The 21,321-nt window shown below is 62.4% G+C and carries 15 protein-coding genes and 1 tRNA gene; 8 read left to right on the top strand and 8 right to left on the bottom strand.

Annotation, left to right across the window (positions count from 1 at the left end; all coding sequences use genetic code 11):
• Positions 1-14 precede the first annotated feature (14 nt).
• From ACXAHG_RS00620 to guaB, 3 genes are all read right to left on the bottom strand, one after another.
• On the bottom strand, positions 15-2,330 hold the full coding sequence (locus ACXAHG_RS00620) for an ATP-binding response regulator (protein ID WP_475055394.1): 2,316 nt from the start codon (positions 2,328-2,330) through the stop codon (positions 15-17).
• 92 nt (positions 2,331-2,422) lie between these two features.
• Complete coding sequence (locus tag ACXAHG_RS00615; protein ID WP_475055392.1) at positions 2,423-3,598, bottom strand: RsmB/NOP family class I SAM-dependent RNA methyltransferase; 1,176 nt, start codon at positions 3,596-3,598, stop codon at positions 2,423-2,425.
• Between the two features lie 37 nt (positions 3,599-3,635).
• Entirely contained in the window at positions 3,636-5,084 is a 1,449-nt protein-coding gene (guaB, locus tag ACXAHG_RS00610) for an IMP dehydrogenase (RefSeq protein ID WP_475055390.1), read from the bottom strand.
• A 186-nt stretch (positions 5,085-5,270) separates the two neighbouring features.
• Between guaB and ACXAHG_RS00605 the strand changes: the two genes are divergently transcribed.
• From ACXAHG_RS00605 to ACXAHG_RS00590, 4 genes are all read left to right on the top strand, one after another.
• Entirely contained in the window at positions 5,271-6,437 is a 1,167-nt protein-coding gene (locus tag ACXAHG_RS00605) for a CaiB/BaiF CoA transferase family protein (RefSeq protein WP_475055388.1), read from the top strand.
• Positions 6,438-6,583: 146 nt separating this feature from the next.
• Positions 6,584-8,632 (top strand): ASKHA domain-containing protein, encoded by a 2,049-nt coding sequence (locus tag ACXAHG_RS00600; protein ID WP_475055386.1) that lies wholly within the window; start codon positions 6,584-6,586, stop codon positions 8,630-8,632.
• 73 nt (positions 8,633-8,705) lie between these two features.
• A tRNA-Gly gene (locus ACXAHG_RS00595) sits at positions 8,706-8,779 on the top strand.
• Between the two features lie 144 nt (positions 8,780-8,923).
• Positions 8,924-9,406, top strand: a complete 483-nt coding sequence (locus ACXAHG_RS00590) for a hypothetical protein (protein ID WP_475043350.1) — start codon at positions 8,924-8,926, stop codon at positions 9,404-9,406.
• A gap of 45 nt (positions 9,407-9,451) precedes the next feature.
• Here ACXAHG_RS00590 and pgi read toward each other — a convergent pair whose 3' ends face one another.
• The 3 genes from pgi to zwf are packed head-to-tail and all read right to left on the bottom strand — an operon-like array spanning position 9,452 to position 13,220.
• A complete protein-coding gene (gene pgi / locus ACXAHG_RS00585) occupies positions 9,452-11,059 on the bottom strand; it encodes a glucose-6-phosphate isomerase (protein ID WP_475055384.1) in 1,608 nt (535 codons plus the stop codon).
• 17 nt (positions 11,060-11,076) lie between these two features.
• Entirely contained in the window at positions 11,077-11,748 is a 672-nt protein-coding gene (pgl, locus tag ACXAHG_RS00580) for a 6-phosphogluconolactonase (protein ID WP_475055382.1), read from the bottom strand.
• Positions 11,745-13,220: a glucose-6-phosphate dehydrogenase gene (zwf, locus tag ACXAHG_RS00575; protein WP_475055381.1), complete on the bottom strand. Its 1,476-nt coding sequence runs from the start codon at positions 13,218-13,220 to the stop codon at positions 11,745-11,747. The genes pgl and zwf overlap by 4 nt, the downstream gene beginning before the upstream one ends.
• A gap of 144 nt (positions 13,221-13,364) precedes the next feature.
• Between zwf and ACXAHG_RS00570 the strand changes: the two genes are divergently transcribed.
• Entirely contained in the window at positions 13,365-14,318 is a 954-nt protein-coding gene (locus ACXAHG_RS00570) for a radical SAM protein (RefSeq protein WP_475055379.1), read from the top strand.
• A 146-nt stretch (positions 14,319-14,464) separates the two neighbouring features.
• The gene (locus tag ACXAHG_RS00565) at positions 14,465-15,955 is read left to right on the top strand and encodes a caspase family protein (RefSeq protein ID WP_475055377.1); all 1,491 of its coding nucleotides are present in this window, start codon (positions 14,465-14,467) and stop codon (positions 15,953-15,955) included.
• Positions 15,956-15,974: 19 nt separating this feature from the next.
• On the opposite strand, the gene ACXAHG_RS00560 is transcribed toward ACXAHG_RS00565, so the two are convergent.
• Entirely contained in the window at positions 15,975-16,244 is a 270-nt protein-coding gene (locus ACXAHG_RS00560; RefSeq protein ID WP_019296257.1) for an usg protein, read from the bottom strand.
• Positions 16,245-16,468: 224 nt separating this feature from the next.
• Here ACXAHG_RS00560 and gyrA point away from each other — a divergent pair, with 224 nt between their 5' ends.
• Positions 16,469-19,177: a DNA gyrase subunit A gene (gene gyrA, locus ACXAHG_RS00555; protein ID WP_475055616.1), complete on the top strand. Its 2,709-nt coding sequence runs from the start codon at positions 16,469-16,471 to the stop codon at positions 19,175-19,177.
• 128 nt (positions 19,178-19,305) lie between these two features.
• The gene (locus tag ACXAHG_RS00550) at positions 19,306-19,656 is read left to right on the top strand and encodes a DUF6614 family protein (RefSeq protein WP_475055376.1); all 351 of its coding nucleotides are present in this window, start codon (positions 19,306-19,308) and stop codon (positions 19,654-19,656) included.
• A 194-nt stretch (positions 19,657-19,850) separates the two neighbouring features.
• Here ACXAHG_RS00550 and ACXAHG_RS00545 read toward each other — a convergent pair whose 3' ends face one another.
• Complete coding sequence (locus tag ACXAHG_RS00545) at positions 19,851-21,320, bottom strand: carboxypeptidase M32 (protein ID WP_475055374.1); 1,470 nt, start codon at positions 21,318-21,320, stop codon at positions 19,851-19,853.
• Position 21,321: the final 1 nt, after the last annotated feature.

The raw sequence follows: 21,321 nt of genomic DNA, 5'->3' as shown, positions 1-21,321 counted from the left end.
GCCGCCAGGGCCTGTCAGTGCAGTTGCGCGTGGACCGTTTCTGTCAGCTGGTTCAGTGAAAACGGCTTCGGCAGGAATACCGAATTCGGCACATCCGGCTCCGCCTCGCCAAAGGCGCCCTCAGCATAGCCCGACACGAACACAACGCGGGTGTCCGGGCGCTCCTTGAGCGCTTCGCGCACCCAGCTGGGGCCATCCATGCCTGGCATCACCACGTCGGTCACAAAGACATCTACTGTCAGGCCCGGGTCTTCCAGCGTGCGCAGCGCGTCCTCAGCCGATTCAGCTTCCAGCACCGTATAGCCGCGCATTCTTAACGCCCGGGAGGCAAAAGCCCGCACTGGAGCCTCGTCCTCGACCAGCAGAACCACGCCTTCGCCGTGCTGCGTGGCGACCGGCTTTTCCGCGGTCCCGGCAGGCTGTTCTGCCGCGACCTGTTCTGCCTGCTGTTTGAAGACCGGGAAGAACAGGGTGAATTGGGTTCCGTGACCCTTGACCGAGTCGACGAAAATATAGCCGCCGGTTTGTTTGATGATGCCATAGGCCGTCGACAGCCCCAGGCCGGTCCCCTCGCCGGTCCGCTTGGTTGTATAAAAGGGTTCGAATACTTTCTGCAGCTTATCCGGGGCAATCCCGATACCTTCGTCAGAGACCTTGACCGTCACCCAATCGCCGGCAGGCACCGTGGCCCGGTCGCGTTCCAGCGGTTTGTCCAGTGACACCACTTCGGTTTCAACACGGATTTCACCGCCTTGCGGCATTGCATCCCGTGCGTTCACAACCAGGTTCATCAGCACCTGTTCCAGCTGGCGCTTATCGGCGCGGATCGCCTTCATTACCGGATCGTGGCTGAGTGTCAGCGTCACTTTTTCACCAACCAGGCGGTTCAGAAGATGTGTCAGGTCAGACAGCGTTTCCCGCACATCCAGGGTTTCCGGCTGCAGAGTCTGCTTGCGCGAGAACGCCAGCAGCTGGCTGACCAGCGAGGCCGCGCGGTTGGCGTTCTCATGGATCTGAATAAGATCACCATAGTCCTGATCCCCCTGATCGTGGCGCAACAGCAGCAAATCGCAATGGCCGGAAATCGCTGTGAGCAGATTGTTAAAATCATGCGCCACACCGCCCGCCAGCTGGCCGATCGCCTGCATCTTCTGGCTTTGCACGAATTGCGCTTCCAGGGTCTTCAACTCTGTCGCATCATTCAGAACGGCAATCAGAACCGGCGCGCCCTCTTCGACCACCCGGGTCAGCGTCACCTGCACAAAAACCTCTTTGTCGGCGCGCGACAGCCTCAGGAATTCGGACTTGTTCGGCGCCAGCCCGTCCGCGGTGTCGCGCAGCCAGTCCGACATCGGGCGGCCAAGCCCCTCCATCAGCTGACCAAGCTTCAGATTGGCGCAGCTTTTCACCCCCAGAAGGCGCAGAGCCATGCGGTTGCTGGTCAGGATCTCCCCGGTCGGCGCCACTTTGAGGAAGGGGACAGGCAGCGCTTCCAGCCCGGCCTGCGCGGAGTCAAAGCTGCCTTCATCCATCTCCATCAGGAACAGCTCGCTGCGGCCCTGGGTGCGGTTCTTTTCACTGACCAGAACCTGAACCGGCCCTTTCCTGGTGCTGAGCGTGTTGATCTGCCCCGGCATAACCGGGAGCGCAGGGAACAGCCGGTCGGTGGACTTCACCCGTTCGCCGATCAGGCTGCGGGCAGCTTCGTTCATGAACAGGACGGCGCCCGTCCGGCCGACGGTGATCATCGGAACCGGCATGGTCTCCGCGCCGCGGCCGTTGCCGCCGCGGTCCAGGATATCCTCAACACGCCACAAGAAACTGCCGCCATTCATCTGGTGAACCGCCAGCCGGACATGGCCGCGGCGCGTCACGATGTCCTCGCGCGCGGCGCCATCCAGGCGGGCGCGGCTTTGCATCCGGTAGAGAACCGCAGACGGGTTGGCCAGGATCGACCGCAATGTGCCTGCCAGCGTCTCCCGGCTGCCGTCCTGGAAGCGTTTCACGGCCGCACCGTTACAGGCGTGGATTGTACCGTCTTCATCGGCCACAAAGCTGGGCGTTGCGTCTTTCTCGATAAAACCAGTCAGCAGGTCGGCGGCCATCGCCCGGGCATTCAGCCGCATCCGGGTCTGGATCAGCATCAGAACGGCGACAGCTGCCAGTGTCAAACCAACCATAAGGAAGCCGCGCCCCATCCAATCCGGCAGAGGCAAGAGCCAGGGACCGAACATCAGGACAACCGACAGCAGCAGCGTTGCCGCCAGCCGGGCGTGCTCAGGGGCGTAAACGCGCAGTTCCGGAACGGAAGTTTCTTGGCGACCGGACATTACGGCTCCATGGACAGTGCAAAGTGCCGCCATAACGCGGCGGTTTAGGTTAAAACCACGTTAAGAAAAACAAAGGTTTTCCGGCGGCGACCCTAACAACCGTGCTTTGCGTGCGTCAACACGGCAACAAAGAAACCGTCGGTTCCGTCCTGCACCTGCCAGCCTTTTTGATCCGCCAGGTGCCAGTCGGGGTTTTCATCAGTAAACCGTTGAACCTGCGCGTTGTTTTCTCCATCCAGCATAGAGCAAGTGGCATAGGCCAGCACGCCGCCCGGCGCCGTCAACCGGGCGGCATTACGCAGGATTTCACCCTGAACCCGTTGCAGACCGGCCAGCCCTTCCGCGGTCAAACGCCATTTACCTTCGGGGGCACGCCGCCAGGAGCCGGAGCCTGAACAGGGCACATCGCACAACACCAGGTCAAACGGCCCGCTGCGGGCCAGGTCCGCCGTGTCAAGCAGCCTGACATTAGCCCCCGCCCGCGCGGCGCGCTCCGGCAGGTCCTTCATCCGCCGGGGGTCAGCGTCATGGGCGAAACTCCGGATTCCGGCCTTCGCCGCCATTGCAAGCGTCTTGCCGCCACCGCCGGCGCAGTAATCCAGAACCTTCATGCCATCCCGAAGGGGCAACCGCAAAACGACCGCTTGGCTTGCCGCATCTTGAAGCTCCACCAAGCCGTCCCGATACGGTTTGGTGTTGCGCAGCTTCCGCGCGCCGTCTGTCACTTCCAACGCCGTTGCCGCCGCCGGATGCGGCACGGTGGCAATTCCCTCGCCAGCCAAGGCCTGCGCTGCCTGTTCAACGGATCCGCGCGCGGTATTCACCCGCAGATGCACTGGTGCCCTGCTGCGCATCGCCATTGCCGCCGCTTCGGCCTGATCTCCCAGGCTGGCGCTGAAGTCCGGCCACAGCCAATCAGGAATATCCAGCGCCTCCGCCCCAGCAGGCGCGGACGGCAGCTCCCGTTCCCCGTCCGTCAAAAGCGCAGGCGCATGGCCCTGTCCGGTAAAGAACTGTTCCTGGTCCTGCCCCGCCTCGCGCAGCGCACCCAGGATCAGGCCGCGGCCGCTGCGGCAACCGCCCAAGGCCGCATGGGACCTCAGGCAGCGCACTGCGTCAAAAACGTGATCACGCACCGCCGCGCGATCCTTGGAACCGGCAAAGCGGCTGCGGCGCCCCCAAGAGGTCAGCGCCTTCTCTGCGGGTTCCCCCGCCAGCACCCGGTCCAGGATTTCGATGGCCGCCTGCAGGCGGGCGGCGGGGGTCATGCCCCTGCCCCATTCTTACGAGCAGCCATCATGGTTCTTAGCCCACCCGGTAGTTCGGCGCTTCGCGGGTGATCTGAACGTCGTGCACGTGGCTTTCCTTCAGCCCGGCGCCGGTGATGCGGACAAAGTTGCAGTTCTTGCGCATCTCATCGACGGTTGCACAGCCGGTGTAGCCCATCGCCGCCCGCAGGCCGCCTACCAGCTGGTGGATCACTGCGTTTGCACCGCCTTTATAGGGCACCTGACCTTCGATCCCTTCCGGCACCAGTTTGTCGCTGGCCGCATCTTTCTGGAAGTACCGGTCAGCTGAGCCGCGCGCCATTGCACCCATTGAGCCCATACCGCGGTAGGATTTGAAGGAGCGGCCCTGATAGAGGATCACCTCGCCCGGGCTTTCGTCAGTGCCGGCAATCATCGAGCCGACCATGGCGCAGGATGCGCCCGCCGCAATCGCTTTGGCAAAGTCGCCAGAGAACTTGATACCGCCATCCGCGATAACCGGCACATCGCCCGCAGCTCCGGCGCAGTCCATGATCGCAGTCAGCTGAGGCACGCCGACGCCTGCCACCATGCGGGTGGTGCAAATGGAGCCCGGACCGATGCCAACCTTGACCGCATCGGCGCCTGCGTCGATCAGCGCGCGGGTTGCTTCACCGGTGGCCACGTTACCAGCAATCACCTGGATGTTGCTGTACTGCGCCTTGATCCGCTTCACTGCGTCGATCACGCCTGCGGAATGGCCGTGCGCGGTGTCCACCACCACAACGTCCACGCCTGCGTCGATCAGCGCTTCCGAGCGCTCATACCCGCTATCGCCGACAGAGCTGGCGGCCGCAACGCGCAGGCGGCCCAGCTCATCCTTACAGGCGGTGGGGTTCAGAACCGCCTGTTCGGTGTCCTTGAGGGTCAGCAGGCCGGTCAGCTTGCCATCCTTGTCAGACACCAGCAGTTTCTCGATCCGGCGCGCCTTCATCAGGGACTTGGCCTCTTCCAGATCAGCCGGTTCCTGCAGCATCGCCAGATTGTCCGAGGTCATCATCACTGAAACAGGCGTGCTGGCGTCGGTGGCAAAGCGCATGTCGCGGTTGGTCACGATGCCAACGACACGGCCGGATCCATCAACAACCGGGAAGCCGGTGACGCGGTAACGCTCCTGCAGCGCCTGGGCATCGGCCAGGGTCTGGTCCGGGGTCAGCGTAATGGGGTTGTAAACAATACCGGACACGAACCGCTTGACCCGGCGCACTTCGCGGGCCTGCTCTTCGGTGTTCAGGTTCTTGTGAATGACGCCCATGCCGCCGGCCTGCGCCATCGCAATAGCCATCCGCGCCTCGGTCACGGTATCCATCGCCGAGCTCAAGAGCGGGATATTGAGGGCGATTGACTGGGTCACCCGTGTGCGCGTATCCGCAGTGTTGGGCAGAACGCTCGACGCGCCTGGCACCAGTAGAACATCATCAAAGGTGAGAGCCTCACGAATCTGCATTGGTCGTCCTCATGCATAACCCCGTTTGGCGGTGACCCTATGGCACAGAAGCATGCGGGTGGAAAGAGGCTGGCGCCAAGAATTCCTGCAGCGCAGCAATTCTTTGGCAGCAGGCTGATCTGGGTCAATGCGAAGCGCGCTGCCGCGGCTATCAGTAAAGCTGCAGCAATGATGCAGGATTTTGCCATGCCCGGCCCCTTGGAAAACATCACCATTCTGGACCTGACCCATGTTCTGGCAGGCCCCTACTGCTCGATGATCCTGTCGGACCTCGGTGCCAGGGTGATCAAGGTTGAACGGCCCGGCACAGGCGACGACACCCGCGCCTTCCCGCCTTTCAAAAACGGCAGCAGCGCCTATTTCGCCACCATCAACCATGGCAAGCAAAGCATCGCGCTGGATCTGAAAGCAACTGAGGACCGGCAGGTGTTCGAACGCCTGCTGGGCCAGGCTGATGTGCTCCTGGAAAACTACCGCCCCGGCGTGATGCAGCGGCTTGGCTACGGCTGGGACGACCTGCACGCCCGGTTCCCCCGGCTGATCTACGGTGCGGTCTCAGGTTTCGGCCACACCGGCCCCGACGCCCTGAAACCCGCCTATGACATGGTGGTTCAGGCGCGCGGCGGCGTGATGTCGATCACCGGAGAGAAAAACCGCGAGCCTGTGCGGGTCGGCGCCTCCATCGGGGACATCGTTGCGGGCATGTTCCTCGGCCATGGCATCCTCGCCGCGCTTTTGGACGTCCAGAAAACGGGCAAGGGCCGGTTCATCGACGTTGCGATGCTGGACAGCCAGCTGGCCCTCTTGGAACACGCCATCGCCATCACCTCCGTCACCGGCGAAGCGCCGCAGCCCTCCGGCGCGCGGCATCCGTCAATCACTCCGTTTGAAACCTTCCACGCTGCGGACGGGCTGTTCGTGATCGCGGCCGGCAATGACGCCCTGTTTGCCCGGCTCTGCGATGCCTTGCTGCTGCCGCTGGCCGCCGACCCGCGCTTTGCCACCAACCCGGCCCGCTGCGAAAACGCGCGCCTTCTAAAGCGCTTGATCGAAGCGGCGACATTGGATCAGCCTAAGGCCCATTGGATCGCCCTGCTGAGCGAGGCCGGCGTTCCGACCGGCCCGATCCAAACCGTGGATCAGGTGCTGCAAGACCCGCAGATCCTGGCCCGCAATATGGTTGTCGATGTGCTGGACGAGGACGGCTGCCCGGAAAATTTATCGGCCGGCAACCCGATCAAGATGAGCGGCCTGCCGGACCCGGATACCCGCCGCCCCGCCCCTCAGCTCGACGGCAACCGGGCAGAGATTCTGGCGTGGCTTGAGGAAGTTGAGGCACAGGCGGACGGCTGACCGTTCGCCAGGCCTTAAACCGCATTTCAAATTCATCAATTCTTCAAAAATGGCGCCAGCAGGCGGGAAAATGCCGCCCATTGCCTTTCGCTTGCCGCAAAAGCCCATATGCTCCGCCTAAATTGCGGAATGAGAAGGCCACAGGCATGACTGACGAACCCCTCGTTGTGTTTACCCCCTCCGGCAAGCGCGGGCGTTTCCCCGCGGGCACGCCGATCCTGACAGCCGCGCGGCAGCTTGGCGTCGACCTCGACTCGGTCTGCGGCGGCCGCGGGATCTGCTCCAAATGCCAGATCACACCCTCATACGGCGAATTCCCCAAGCATGGTGTCACCGTTGAAGACGGCGCGCTAAGCGAGTGGAACAAGGTCGAACAGCGCTACAAAGACAAGCGCGGCCTGATCGACGGCCGCCGCCTCGGCTGCCAGGCCACCGTGCAGGGCGACGTTGTGATCGACGTGCCGCCGGAAAGCCAGGTCCACCGCCAGGTGGTGCGCAAGCGCGCCGAGGCCCGCGACATTACCATGAACCCTTCCACCCGGCTGTATTACGTCGAGGTGGAAGAGCCCGACATGCACAAGCCCACCGGCGATATGGAGCGGCTGATTGAAGCGCTGGACGCCCAGTGGGACTTGAAGGGCGTCAAGACCGACCTCCATATCCTGAACGTGCTGCAGCCTGCCCTGCGCAAGGGCGGCTGGAAGGTCACCGTCGCAGTGCATCTGGGAGACGAGAACCACCCGCCCAAGATCATGCATATCTGGCCCGGCTACTACGAAGGCTCGATCTACGGGCTGGCGGTCGATCTCGGCTCCACCACCATTGCCGCGCATCTGTGCGACTTGAAATCTGGAGAGGTCGTTGCCTCCTCCGGCATCATGAACCCGCAGATCCGCTTTGGCGAAGACCTGATGAGCCGGGTCTCATATTCGATGATGAACAAGGGCGGCGACCAGGAGATGACCCGCGCCGTGCGCGAGGGCATGAACGCGCTGTTCACCCAGATTGCGGCTGAGGCGGAGATCGACAAGGCGCTGATCGTGGATGCAGTGTTTGTCTGCAACCCGGTGATGCACCACCTGTTCCTGGGCATCGACCCGTTCGAGCTGGGCCAGGCCCCGTTTGCGCTGGCGACCTCCAACGCGCTGGCACTGCGCGCAGCGGAACTGGACCTGAATATCCACCCGGCTGCCCGCGTCTACCTGCTGCCCTGTATCGCGGGCCATGTCGGCGCCGATGCCGCTGCGGTGGCTCTGTCGGAGGCCCCCGACAAATCCGAAGACTTGGTGCTGGTCGTCGACGTCGGCACCAACGCAGAGATCCTGCTGGGCAACAAGGAGAAGGTGCTGGCCTGCTCCTCCCCCACCGGCCCGGCGTTTGAGGGCGCCCAGATCTCCAGCGGTCAGCGCGCTGCCCCAGGCGCCATTGAACGCGTCGAAATCAACCCAGAGACCAAGGAACCCCGCTTCCGGGTGATCGGCTCCGAGATCTGGTCGGATGAGGTCGGATTTGCCGAATCCATCGCCACCACCGGCATCACCGGCATCTGCGGCTCCGGCATCATCGAGGCGATTGCGGAAATGCGTCTGGCAGGCGTGCTGGACGCCTCCGGCCTGATCGGCTCGGCGGAGCAGACCGGATCCGCCCGCTGCATCCAGGACGGGCGCACCAATGCCTATCTGCTGTGGGACGGCTCCGCCGAGGGCGGCCCGACGATCACCGTCACCAACCCGGACATCCGTGCGATCCAGATGGCCAAGGCGGCGCTCTACTCCGGTGCGCGCCTCTTGATGGACAAATTCGGAGTCGATACCGTGGACCGCGTGGTCCTGGCCGGCGCCTTTGGCGCGCATATCTCTGCCAAGCACGCCATGGTGCTGGGCATGATTCCCGACTGCGTGCTGGATAAGGTCACCTCGGCCGGCAACGCCGCAGGCACCGGTGCCCGCATTGCGCTTTTGAACACCGAGGCGCGCGGCGAGATTGAGGAAACCGTGCGCCGGATCGAGAAAATCGAGACCGCGGTTGAGCCCCGCTTCCAGGAGCATTTCGTGAATGCCTCGGCGATTCCGAACTCGGCTGAACCCTTCCCGATCCTGGAAACCGTCGTCACTCTGCCGCAGGTGAACTTCAACACCGGCGGCGGTGAAGGCGAAGGCGCCGGAGGCGGCCGCCGCCGGCGCCGCCGGGGCTGATCCGGAACCGGCAAGAATTTCGCTGCGGCGCCCTTGACCTTGGCGCCGCAGCGGCATACTCCTGCCTGCACAAGCGGGTATGGTGAAATGGTATCATGCGAGCTTCCCAAGCTTAAGGCGCGGGTTCGATTCCCGCTACCCGCTCCAGCCTTCCATATTTTCCAGACAGTTACCGCGCAACGCGGTGGTCTTCCTTCCTGACTGCTGTACCCGCGCGCTGTCCTGCTGTTTGTGGTAGACTGCCCCGGCAGGCCCGCATGTTTAGGGCTGCCAGTTTGGGAGGGTACCAGTATGACACGCCACTATTTTGCCGCCGCACTCCTGTGCGTCTTCAGCGCCGGAACCGCAGTTGCAGGCACAACCTGGGAACAGGGCGGTACCGGAACCGGCATTGCAAGCAACTCAGCCACGGAAATCGCCGACGGCCACATGGTGATTCAAACCAGCAGCTCCTACGAGAATGTCGAAATGGAAGACGCGGAGCACCCGATGAACGGCGCCGCCGGGCCATGTTTCGGCGCGGTTGAGGCTGCCCCATCCGGTGTCACCGGCGGCGGTATTTGTGCCTTCACTGACAAGGCCGGGGACAAGGTCGTGCTGCATTGGCACGCGGAGGGCATGGATTCATCCGGCGCCCTGACAGGCAGCTGGAAGCTGAGCGGCGGCACAGGGCCTTGGGCCGGGGCGGCAGGCGGCGGCACGTTTTCGTCGCTAACGGACCCGGCAAGCGGAAACTTTGTCAACACGATCACCAGCAGCGTAACGCTGCCCTGATCAGGGCCGCGGGGCGGTCCCGCCCCGCCGCTTCTCAAACCAGCCTCAGTTCCCGGCCCCGCGCACAAAACCCAGCAGGGCACGGGTTGAGCCATCCTTGCCCTCTGCGCTTTTCTCCCCGGCCAGCAAGGGCTCCAACGAATTTGCAAGCTCCTTGCCCAGCTCTACCCCCCATTGGTCAAAGGAGTTGATGCCCAGGATCACGCCCTCAACAAACACCCGATGCTCATAAAGCGCGATGACCTGCCCCAGAATATAAGGCGTCAGCTGCGGGTAGATCAGGGTAGTGGACGGGCGGTTGCCAGGGAATACCCGGTGACGCGCCTGCCGCTCCAGCTCCGCCCCCTCGTAACCTGCCTTCCTCATGAGCGCGCGTGCCTGTTCCAGGCTTCGGCCCCGCATCAGCGCTTCGGACTGCGCCAGGCAGTTGACCACCAGCAGCCTGTGGTGCTGTTCCAGCTCCGGTTCATGGCCCTTGGCAGCCACCATGAATTCAGCCGGAACAACAGATGTGCCCTGATGCAGCAGCTGATAAAAAGCGTGCTGGCCATTGGTTCCCGGCTCGCCCCAGACAATCGGCCCGGTCGGATAAGGCAGCGGTGCGCCGTCCATCGCCACCGATTTGCCGTTCGATTCCATCTCCAGCTGCTGCAGATAGGCCGGCAGCCGCCGCAGCCGCTGATCATAGGGCAGCACGGCCCGCGTCGGGTATCCGCAAACCTGATTGTGCCAAATCCCTGTCAGCGCCAGCATCACCGGCATATTCTGCTGCCAGGGAGCCTCCTGGAAATGGCGGTCCATGGACTTGCCACCGTCAAGGAACTCACGAAAACGCTCTGGCCCGACCGCCAGCATCAGGCTGAGACCGATCGGCCCCCAGACGGAATAGCGGCCGCCAACCCAATCTTCGAACCCGAACACCTGGTTGCGCGGGATGCCAAAGGCCGCGGTCTCCTTTTCCGATGTGGACAAGGCAAAAAACTGGCGTGCCGGCTCGCCGCCGCCGGCCTCGACCCAGCTGCGCGCGGTCGCCGCGTTGAGCATGGTTTCGGCCGTGGTGAAGGTTTTGGAGGCAACAATCACCAAAGTTGTTTTAGGGTCAATTCGTTGCAGAATGTCGTGAATGTGGGCGCCATCCACATTGGAGACAAAATGGCAGCGCGGCCCGTCATGATAAGGCGCCAGAGCCAGTGCAGCCATGACCGGCCCCAAATCCGAGCCGCCGATGCCAATATTCAAAACGTCGGTGAACCTGCCGCCAGGCCCGGTTTGCTTGCCAGAGCGGACCCGCTGCGCCAGACGCTCCATCCTGCCCAGCGTTGCGCGCAATGGTGCCCGGATGTCTTCGCCACCGACCAGCAGCTCCGCCCCGCCGGGATCGCGCAACGCGGTGTGCAATACAGCCCGCTGTTCGGTTTCGTTGATTACGCCGCCTTGAAACATCGCCGCGAGGCGGTCTGCAACGTTCTGACGCTCGCACAAGGCCGCCAGTTCCGAACGCACGCCGGCTGTGATTTGCGTCTTGGAATAGTCGAACAGCAGGTCTTCAAACCGCACGCTGAAATCTTTTGCGCGACCGGGATCCTGCTCGAACAGGTCAACAATACTGCCGCCGCACGTGTTTGCGCGCAGCGCCTTCAAAGCTTCAAACATATTATTTTTTCCTGAAATCAAGGCGCCCAATGCACGGACACCTCAGAAAGCACAGCCTGAACCGGCGCTGTTTCCGGCGGCAATGTCATCGCTTGCTCCAGCACCCGGCGCTTAGCGTCCCCGAAGATGACCAGATGTTTAGCAATCGCGGCATCCAGCACCCGCGCTGTCAGGCTGATCCGGGCTTCCGGCTGGCTGTCCGGCCGCAGCACGGCCAGGGACGGCGCATCCGCTGACAGCGCCGCTTCAATGCCAGCTGTGCCAGGGAAAAGCGAAGCAGTGTGCATGTCCCCCCCCATGCCCAGGAGAAGGACCGACAGCGGCAACTCCGGCACCACCAGGCTCTCCAATTCCGCCAGCACCTGCTCCGGCTCCCGTTCCGGCACGTGGAAGGGAAGAAACCTTGCGGCGCCAGCCCGGTTCTGCAGCAGCCGCTCCCGGATCATCCGCGCATTTGAGCGCTCATGATCTGCAGGCAGCCAGCGTTCATCGGTCGCCATCACATGGACCCGGTCCCATTCGATATCCGCAGCGCATAGATCGTCGAAAATCACGCCGGGCGTACTGCCGCCAGCCACAGCAAAAGACGCGCTTTCGTGATGCAGAAGATGGGTCTTCAAATCGCCGGCAATTTCGTTCGCCACTTCTATCGCCAGCATATCCTGATCTGGGTATTCGTTGAATTTCATGGGTTTATCCCTCTCCATTCACGCCCATCCCGGCGCATCAGCAAATCGGCATCCCCGGGTCCGGTGCTACCGCTTTCATAGGGTTTAGGCACATCTCCCCGGGACTTCCAGCCCGCAATCACGGGATCTGTCCAGGCCCAGGCGGCTTCCACCTCATCCCCTCTCATAAACAACGTCTGATTGCCGCGCACAACATCCATGATCAAACGTTCATAAGCATCTGGCGGATCGCCGCCTTCAGGCCCCAGTGCTTCGGCAAAGCTCATGTCCAAGGGCACGTCGACCAGCCGCATGCCGCCCTGCCCCGGTTCCTTGATCGTCACGCTGAGGGTGATGCCCTCGTTGGGCTGCAGTCGGATTTTCAGGTGGTTGGCGTGGCGGCCCGCTTCCGCACCGAAAATCGAATGCGGCGCATCCTTGAACATCACATTAATGACCGAGGACCGGTTCACCAGCCGCTTGCCGGTGCGCAGGTAGAACGGCGTGCCCGCCCATCGCCAATTGCTGATATGTGCCTTCAGCGCGACGTAGCTTTCAGTCGTGCTGCGCGGGTTGCCGACCAGTCCACGATAAGACGGATGCGGTGCTTCTGGGTCTAGCGACGCCTGATACTGCCCGCGCACGATGTGATGCGGCTCCACCGGATCCAGCGCGCGGATCACCTTGAGCTTTTCGTCGCGCACCGCGTCCGGGTCGAACTTGGCCGGCGGCTCCATCGCAATCAGGCACAAAAGCTGCATCAAGTGGTTCTGCATCATATCGCGCATCGCGCCTGCGCGCTCGTAATACGCCTCGCGCCCCTCAACCCCGACAGTCTCTGCAACGGTGATCTGGATGTGATCGACGTACTGGCTGTTCCATAGCGGTTCAAACAACATATTTCCAAACCGCACCGCCATCAGGTTCTGCACTGTTTCCTTGCCCAGATAATGGTCGATCCGGTAGATCTGGCTTTCGTCGAAATGGCTGGCCAGCGTCTGGTTCAAGTCCCGGGCCGACCCCAGGTCATGGCCAAACGGTTTCTCCACCACGATCCTTGTTTCGTCATTGGCCAGCCCATACTCATGCAGGCGGTCAGCCAGCGGGCCGAACAGGCCAGGGCCGACCGAAAAGTAAAAGATCCGCACCGGCGCAGCCCCGGCCGGGCGCAGCACTTCGGCAAGTTCAGGCCAGCCGTCCGGCCCCTCGGCATCAACGGCAGCATAGCTGACCCGGTCCAGAAACGCCTCAAGAGCGCCGCCGCCGCAGGCCTTGGGACCCGCATGGGCGCGCACTGCATCTGAAACCATGGCGCGGTATTCGCTGTCCGTCAGGCTGGTGCGCGCAGCACCGATGATCCGCTCGCCGCCCGGCAGCTGACCTGCACAATGGCGGCGGAACAGCGCCGGCAGGATCTTGCGCTGCGCCAGATCGCCTGTGCCGCCGAAAATCACCAGGTCAAACGGATCGACCGGAATGACGCGCGAAACCATCTTGTGTTCTTCTTCCTGTTACCGCCGGTGCAGGCACGGCACACTGCCGCTCACATCCCTGTCATGTGCCTGCCCGGCTGCTTTCATTTCCCGCCCAGTATAAGGTAGCTTGCCGCGAAAGGAACTGCCTCGAAGGACATCCGCATGAAAGACCTGCAAAAATCTGCCGCAAACCTAGGCAAGTTCCAAGACGCCTTTGTGACAGCAGACGGTCAGCAGCGCGCCTCCGTGCCGCTCAGCCATCCGGAAACCCTTTGGTTCAACACCGGCACCCTGTGCAACATCGAATGCAGCAATTGCTACATCCTCAGCTCTCCTACCAATGACGCGCTGGTCTATCTGACCGCGGCTGAGGTGAAGGACTACCTTGACCAGATTGCGGAGCGCAACTGGCCCGTCCGGGAAATCGGCTTCACCGGCGGTGAGCCCTTCATGAACCCCGAAATGATCGCCATGACCCGCGCCGCGCTGGAGCGGGGGTTCGAATTACTTATCCTAACAAACGCCATGCGCCCAATGATGCGCAAGACGGTCAAGGCGGGCTTGCTGGCCCTGCAAAAGGAGTTTGGCAGCAAACTGACCCTGCGCATATCGGTCGACCACCACAGCGAAGCGCTGCATGACAAGGAACGCGGCGCAGGCAGCTTTGCCAAGACCATCGAAGGCATGGAATGGCTCCGCGACAACGGCTTTGCAATGGCCGTTGCTGGCCGCACAGTCTGGGGCGAGAGCGAGGCAGAGGCCCGTGCGGGCTATGCCGCACTGTTTGAAAACCACGGCTTTGCCCTCGACGCACAGAACCCGGGCCAGACCGTGCTGTTCCCGGAAATGGACGAAACCGTGGAAGTCCCTGAAATCACCACCGCGTGCTGGGGCATTCTGAACAAATCGCCTGAAAGCGTGATGTGCGCCACCTCCCGCATGGTTGTGAAACGCAAGGGCGCGGATGCTCCCGCCGTCCTGGCCTGTACCCTGCTGCCTTACGAACCAGAGTTCGAAATGGGCGCAACCCTGGCCGAGGCCGAGCGGCCCGTCCAGCTGAACCACCCCCACTGCGCCAAATTCTGCGTTCTGGGCGGCGCCAGCTGTTCAGCATAAACGCTTCACAGAGATGAAGCCGCTTTGACCTGACGGCGGCAGAATGGCACCATGGTGCAGTATTCTCTGTCAGGTGTTGTGTAATGCGTTTTCTTTTTGCTCTGCTTCTTTGTTTCCTCCCCTTCTTTGCAGCCGCGCAAAGCCGCATGGCGCTGGTTATTGGCAACAACTCCTATTCCGACGTGCCTGAGCTGGCCAAGGCCCGCGCGGATGCGCAATCCATTGGCACGAAGCTCAATGAGCTGGGCTTCACCGTCACCACCGCGCTGGATCAGGACCGCCGCGGGCTGAACCGGAAAATCTCAGAATTCACAGCCCGGCTGGAACCCGGCGATGCGGCCTTTATCTTCTTTGCCGGCCACGGGGTGGAAATCGACGGCGAGAATTACCTGCTGCCCACGGACATCGCCGCCCCCAGCGCCGGCGGCAGCGACTTTGTGAAGTCCGAGTCCATCGCCCTGTCGGATCTTCTGGACCGCGTCCGCAAAACCGGCGCGCGCTCTGCGGTTGTGGTCATTGATGCCTGCCGCAACAACCCGTTTGAGCTGGTCGAGGGCCGCAGCATCGGAACCACCCGGGGTCTTGGCCGGATTGCCGCGCCCCAAGGCACCTTCGTGATCTTCTCCGCTGGCGCAGGCCAGCTGGCGCTGGACCGGCTGAACGAGACGGACACGGCAGAAAACTCCGTCTTCACCCGCGCTCTGCTGCCGCTCCTGTCCAAACCGGGACTGGAGCTGCGCACGCTGGTTGCAGGCCTCCGGCGCGAGGTGCGCGATCTGGCTCTGACAGTTCAGCACCGCCAAGTGCCCGCCTACTATGATGAAATGCTAGGGGAATTCTATTTCACGCAGGCCGTGCTCCCCGCGGAGCCTGCGCCGGCGCCAGCCCCCACAATACAATCAGATTTTGAACTCGCACGCTCCATCGGCACTCCCCAGGCGCTCGACAGCTTTCTTGAACGCTATTCGGGCCGTGAGGACGAATACACCTATACAGTTGCCTTGCAGCTAAGGCAGGGGCTGGAAACTGAACAGGCGCAGGCGGAGCCACCCTCCCGGGAAACGCCCGAAACCCCTGACGTTCCGGTCATTCCGGACTCAAAGGCGGTGATGCGGGACACACAGGCGGCGCTGAACGAAATCGGCTGCCAGGCCGGCCGCCCGGACGGAATTGCCGGCCCGCGCACCCGCAGCGCCTTTGCTGCCTATCTGGCAGCGTCAGACAGCACCCTCGGCGCCGATGATCTGGGCACCGCCCACGCACTGGAGGAACTGCGCCAAAAGTCAGGGGAAGTCTGCAAACCTGCGCCCAGAACTGCCTCTACCCCGGCACCTGTACCAACAAAAGCCGCTGCGCCGCTGGCAGGCGCCTGGAAGTTCAAGGCCACCTGTGCCCTGGTGGTCAAGGTCACTGGAAACGTCCATTACACCCATGCGGGCGGCAACAAATATCATGGGCGGCTCAGCGACTCCCTGGGCCAGAATGCCAACACAGAGGTCTACCTGAACGGCCAGCAGATCAGCGGCACGGATTATTTCCCCGGCATCACCGTTACCTGGCGCGGCCGCCTTGCCGCGGACGGGCGCAGTTTCACCTCCAGCGGCTCCACCGGCTGCGCGGTCTACGCCTGGCGCTGATCCTGCTCAGAAGATCCGGTCAGTGGATCTGGAACTCTCCGACCACATTGCGCCATTCGCCGGGGCCGATCATCTTGCGGTGATTGAACCGCACCGAGTGCAGCGGCCCTTCGATCTCGCGATGCCAGAATTCGATGAACTCAAACAGCCGCGGGTGGTCCGGCGCAAGGTCGTATTCCTGCCAGACAAAGGTGTTCAAAACATGGATGTGGTCCGGCATGTGGTAGGTGAATTCTGCCGTGGTCAGCCCGTATCCCTTGAGCATCAGCTCGGTTTCGCTGGTCTCCATCTCTAGCCTCCAATTCTTACCCCCTCTGATTGATGCTAGGGTGCAATTGGTTAATTTCCTCAAAAACAGTGCGTTACCCCCGCGTGAACGGTTGGTTTCCGGCTTTCGGAGGCTGTGTGCTTGCGCCTCATATACGGTCTCTGATAGGGTGCGAACACAATATATAGACCCAGAAGAAAGAGCGGGCAGCCAACGTGAGCGATACGCCGGAAACTCCTGAAAACATGGACGAAAATCTGCCGGAACGCCCGGCCTATGACGGGCCAACCGTTTCCATCGAAACCGAGATGCGCAACTCGTATCTCGACTATGCGATGTCGGTCATCGTCAGCCGGGCCATCCCGGACCTGCGTGACGGTCTGAAACCGGTTCACCGGCGGATTCTCTACGCCATGCACGAATCCGGCAACACCCATGACAAGGCCTACCGCAAGTCGGCCCGCCCGGTTGGCGACGTGATGGGTAAATACCACCCGCACGGCGACAGCGCGATCTATGACGCGCTGGTACGGATGGCGCAGGACTTTTCAATGTCGCTGCCGCTCTTGGACGGCCAGGGCAACTTCGGCTCGATGGACGGGGATAACCCGGCGGCAATGCGCTACACCGAGGTCCGCATGGACAAGCCCGCCGCGGCGATCCTGGCGGATATCGAGAAAGAGACCGTCGATTTCCAGGACAACTACGACGGCAAAGACCGCGAGCCGACCGTTCTCCCGGCCCGTTTCCCGAACATGCTGGTCAACGGCGCCGGTGGTATCGCGGTCGGCATGGCCACCAACATCCCGCCGCACAACCTGGGCGAAGTCGTCGACGCCACACTGGCACTGATCGAAGACCCGGACCTGACCAGCGAGCAGCTGATCGAGTATATCCCTGGCCCCGACTTCCCGACCGGCGGTGTGATGCTGGGTCGCTCCGGCGCCCGCAAGGCCTATCTCGAGGGCCGCGGCAGCGTGATCATCCGCTCCAAAACCCGCGTCGAGGAGATCCGCAAGGACCGCTATGCCATTGTCGTGGATGAGATTCCCTATCAGGTGAACAAGGCCGCGATGATCGAGAAGATCGCCGAGCAGGTCCGCGAAAAGCGGATCGAGGGCGTGGCCCACGTACAGGACGAATCCGACCGCAACGGTGTGCGGGTGGTGGTCGAGCTGAAACGCGACGCAACGCCTGAGGTGGTGCTGAACCAACTGTTCCGCTTCACCCCGATGCAGACCTCCTTTGGCTGCAACATGCTGGCGCTAAACGGCGGCCGGCCCGAACAGCTGACCCTGCGCAAGTTCCTGACCTCCTTCATCGATTTCCGCGAGGACGTCGTTGCCCGCCGCACTGCGCATCTGCTGCGAAAGGCGCGTGAACGCAGCCACATCCTGTGCGGTTTGGCTGTTGCCGTCTCCAACGTTGATGAAATCGTCGCCACAATCCGCTCTTCCGCGGACGCGGCCGAAGCGCGTGAAAAGCTGATGACCCGGCGCTGGCCGGCCGCCGACATCGCGGACTACATCCGCCTGATAGACGACCCGACACACAAGATGAACGACGACGGGACCTATAACCTGTCGGAGACCCAGGCCCGTGCCATTCTGGAGCTGCGCCTGCAGCGCCTGACCCAGATCGGCGTCAAGGAAGTCACCGACGAGCTGGAAGAACTGGCAGCCAAGATCAAGGAATACCTTGAGATTCTGTCCTCGCGCGAGCGCATCATGGGCATCATCGGCGACGAGCTGCGCGAAGTCCGCGACAACTTCGCCGTGCCGCGCCGCACCGAGATCGTCGACTGGTCCGGCGACATGGAGGACGAGGACCTGATCGAGCGCGAGGACATGGTGGTGACCGTGACCTCCGGCGGCTACATCAAGCGCACGCCGCTGGCCGATTTCCGCGCCCAGAAGCGCGGCGGCAAGGGCGTGTCGGGTATGCAGACCAAGGAAGAGGATGTGATCACCACCCTCTTTGTGGCCAACACCCATACCCAGCTTCTGTTCTTCACCACCGACGGCATGGTCTACAAGCTGAAGACCTGGCGCCTGCCGCAGGGCGGCCGCACCTCCAAGGGCAAGGCGATCGTCAACATCCTGCCGATCCCGACCGGGGTATCCATTGCTGCCATCATGCCGGTCGATGTGCCGGACGAGGAATGGGAAAACCTGCAGGTGGTCTTTGCGACTTCGGGCGGCGATGTGCGCCGCAACCGTCTGTCGGACTTCACCAATGTACGCCGCAACGGCAAGATCGCCATGAAACTGCCGGAGGACGGCTCCGTCCAACTGGTGAACGTGCGCATCTGCTCGGAAGACGACGACGTGATGCTGTTCACCAATTCGGGCCGCGCCATCCGCTTCCGTTCTACCGACGTGCGCGTGTTCAACTCGCGCGAGTCCACCGGTGTCCGCGGCATCAAGCTGACCGGCGAGGATAGCGTTGTCTCAATGTCAGTGATCCGCCACTCAAAATACACCCCGGAGCAGCGCACCGCATACCTCAAGATGCGCCGGGCGATGGCCGGTCTGACCGACGATGCCGAAGCTTCGGATGAGGATGCGGTTGAGGATCCGAACTTCTCCACCGAGCTCTATTCAGAGATGTCGGCAGCCGAGAATCTGATCCTGACCATAACCACTGGCGGCTCGGGCAAGCTGTCCTCATCGCATGACTACCCGGTGCGCGGCCGCGGCGGCATGGGTGTTACCGCGATGGACAAGGCGATGCGCGGCGGCGAGATTGTGGCCTCCTTCCCGGTTGAGCTGGACGATCAGATCATGCTGGCCACCTCCAAGGGCCAGTCGATCCGGGTGCCGGTCGATGGCATCTCCTTCCGCTCGCGTTCGGCTGGCGGTGTGCGGGTGTTCAACACCGGCAAGGGTGAGGAAGTGGTCTCTGTCGCTTGGATCGCTGAAAACGGCGAGGATGAGGACGGCGGCGAGGAATAAGCCGCATCCCATTGGAAACATTGAACGCCGCTCCGTTGCCGGGGCGGCGTTCGCATTATTAACCGGGTTCTAACCGGTATCTGCCATTCTTGCGGTCAAGTTCTGTTTTCTCAGAAAGGGTGTGCCCCATGAACTTGTACCACTGCTCCATCGACCTGCAGCACGAAGCCAAGGCGCTTTCATTTGCCAGCGCGGTCGATCAATGGATGGCATATCTGCAAGAGCGCGGCGTGGTTCTGGGCTGGCGCCTGCTGCGGCGCAAGCTGAACCTCGCCAGTGACAATTGCCGCGATTTCCTGCTGGAAATCGAATTCAAGGACATGACCCAGCTGGATCAGGCCTTCCGCGTTCTGGGCGAGCATGACGAGGAGGTCGAAAAGCTCTACTCTCACGTCACGGCCCTGATTGCCACGGCCGACATCGGCCTCTACCGCCCCTTCCCGGATCCTGAACGGGCAGAGCGGATGGCGCTGGTCTAACCTGGCGTCCTGCCGCTTCAGATCAGGGTCGGGGCCAGAACAAAGCTGGCAAAAATCAGATAGGCTACGGCTGTATGCATCAGTTTACTCACTTACTCACATCCCCATGAGCTTCTGAGAATAAACTTAAAATGCGGCATTTCCGGGGCAGGCAATTTCCCCTGCCCCTGGAAGGGTTTGCGCTAAACCAGACCTTATTGATCGTATAGCAGGCTGAACTTCTCTTCGAGATAGGCCAGCAGCGGTGTGTGGCTTGGCTCCATGCCCGCCGCATACACGATGGTATCGCGCGGGCTGCGCAAACCGCCATGCTGCTGCAGCTTGTCCTTCAGCCAGCCGGTTGCACCGCTGGTGTCACCCTCTGCCAGCTCTGCATCCAGCCCCGGCACATCCCGGCGCAGCGCCTGATAGAGACAGCCGGCATAGACATTGCCCAGCGTGTAGGTCGGGAAATAGCCGAACAGGCCCACCGACCAATGCACGTCTTGCAAACAGCCGTTCGACGGCTTGTCCACGGCATAACCAAAGTCCGCCTCAAACCGGTCATTCCAGGCCGCTTCCAGGTCCTTCACCGCCAGGTCGCCGCTCATCAGCGCGCGCTCCAGGCCGAACCGCATCATGATATGGAGGTTGTATTGCAGCTCATCCGCTTCTGTCCGGATATAGCCCTTATGCACCGAATTGACGGCCGCATAAAAGGCATCCGCATCGGCAATCCCGAAATCGCCAAAGGCGTCTTTCATCTCCTCAAACAGCCAGCCGGTAAAGGCGCGGCTGCGGCCGATCTGGTTTTCATAGATCCGGCTCTGGCTTTCATGCACGCCCATCGACACGCCGCTGCCCAGCGGAGTCAGCAGGTAATCGCGGCTGATGTTCTGTTCATAGGCGCCGTGGCCGACCTCATGAATGGTCGAATAAAAACAGTTGAACGGGTCGGTCTCGCTGGTGCGCGTGGTGATCCGCACGTCAAGGCCAGAGCCAGAGCTGAACGGATGCACCGCCTTGTCGACCCGTCCATGGGCCATGTCATAGCCAAAGACCTTGGCGATCTTGCGGGTCAGCTTCATCTGCGCGGCTTCGTCGAAACTTCCGCTCAGCCCCTTCGGCGCGGGCTTCGCCAGCACCTTCGCGCGCAGCTCCACCAGACCGGGGCGCATGGCATCAAAGATCTCGGCGATCCCTGCCCCGGTCATGCCGTGCTCATAGTCCTCGACCATGGCGTCATAGACATCGCCGCCCGCAGCCAGCGCCAGGCCTTCTTCGCGTTTCAGCGCGACAACTTCCTCCAGCACCGGCACAAAGGCGGCCACGTCCTCATCCGCCCGCGCCGCGGCCCATTGGCCCTGCGCCTCGGAGGTCACCTGTGCGATCTTCTTGGCCAGGTCGGCGGGAACCTTGACGGTGCGCTCATAGCTGCGGCGGATTTCGCGCAGCTGCGCATCTCCTGCCTCATTGGGGGCAACCGCTTGCTCCAGCCACTCCGCCACCCGCGGATCGCTGCGGCGGGCGTGCAGCACCGCCTCGATCGCGGCCATTTCCTCTCCTCGCTGCGGTGCCGCCCCGCGCGGCATCATGGTTTCCTGATCCCAGCCCAGACGGCCCGCAATCTGCCCCAGCGCCTGGGTTTCGCGCTGGAAGGCCATCAATTCGTCAAATGCGCTCATG

The organism is Leisingera sp. ABD4_442, from assembly GCF_056160905.1.
Note: the sequence above shows the minus strand (reverse complement) of the source record. Positions and strands in the feature narration are given on the sequence as shown.

Excerpts from the sequence above, each read along its gene's own strand:
- ACXAHG_RS00620 (WP_475055394.1), bottom strand. The coding sequence starts at position 2,330 with ATGTCCGGTCGCCAAGAAACTTCCGTTCCGGAACTGCGCGTTTACGCC.
- ACXAHG_RS00615 (WP_475055392.1), bottom strand. The coding sequence starts at position 3,598 with ATGACCCCCGCCGCCCGCCTGCAGGCGGCCATCGAAATCCTGGACCGG.
- guaB (WP_475055390.1), bottom strand. The coding sequence starts at position 5,084 with ATGCAGATTCGTGAGGCTCTCACCTTTGATGATGTTCTACTGGTGCCA.
- ACXAHG_RS00605 (WP_475055388.1), top strand. The coding sequence starts at position 5,271 with ATGCCCGGCCCCTTGGAAAACATCACCATTCTGGACCTGACCCATGTT.
- ACXAHG_RS00600 (WP_475055386.1), top strand. The coding sequence starts at position 6,584 with ATGACTGACGAACCCCTCGTTGTGTTTACCCCCTCCGGCAAGCGCGGG.
- ACXAHG_RS00590 (WP_475043350.1), top strand. The coding sequence starts at position 8,924 with ATGACACGCCACTATTTTGCCGCCGCACTCCTGTGCGTCTTCAGCGCC.
- pgi (WP_475055384.1), bottom strand. The coding sequence starts at position 11,059 with ATGTTTGAAGCTTTGAAGGCGCTGCGCGCAAACACGTGCGGCGGCAGT.
- pgl (WP_475055382.1), bottom strand. The coding sequence starts at position 11,748 with ATGAAATTCAACGAATACCCAGATCAGGATATGCTGGCGATAGAAGTG.
- zwf (WP_475055381.1), bottom strand. The coding sequence starts at position 13,220 with ATGGTTTCGCGCGTCATTCCGGTCGATCCGTTTGACCTGGTGATTTTC.
- ACXAHG_RS00570 (WP_475055379.1), top strand. The coding sequence starts at position 13,365 with ATGAAAGACCTGCAAAAATCTGCCGCAAACCTAGGCAAGTTCCAAGAC.
- ACXAHG_RS00565 (WP_475055377.1), top strand. The coding sequence starts at position 14,465 with ATGGCGCTGGTTATTGGCAACAACTCCTATTCCGACGTGCCTGAGCTG.
- ACXAHG_RS00560 (WP_019296257.1), bottom strand. The coding sequence starts at position 16,244 with ATGGAGACCAGCGAAACCGAGCTGATGCTCAAGGGATACGGGCTGACC.
- gyrA (WP_475055616.1), top strand. The coding sequence starts at position 16,469 with ATGGACGAAAATCTGCCGGAACGCCCGGCCTATGACGGGCCAACCGTT.
- ACXAHG_RS00550 (WP_475055376.1), top strand. The coding sequence starts at position 19,306 with ATGAACTTGTACCACTGCTCCATCGACCTGCAGCACGAAGCCAAGGCG.
- ACXAHG_RS00545 (WP_475055374.1), bottom strand. The coding sequence starts at position 21,320 with ATGAGCGCATTTGACGAATTGATGGCCTTCCAGCGCGAAACCCAGGCG.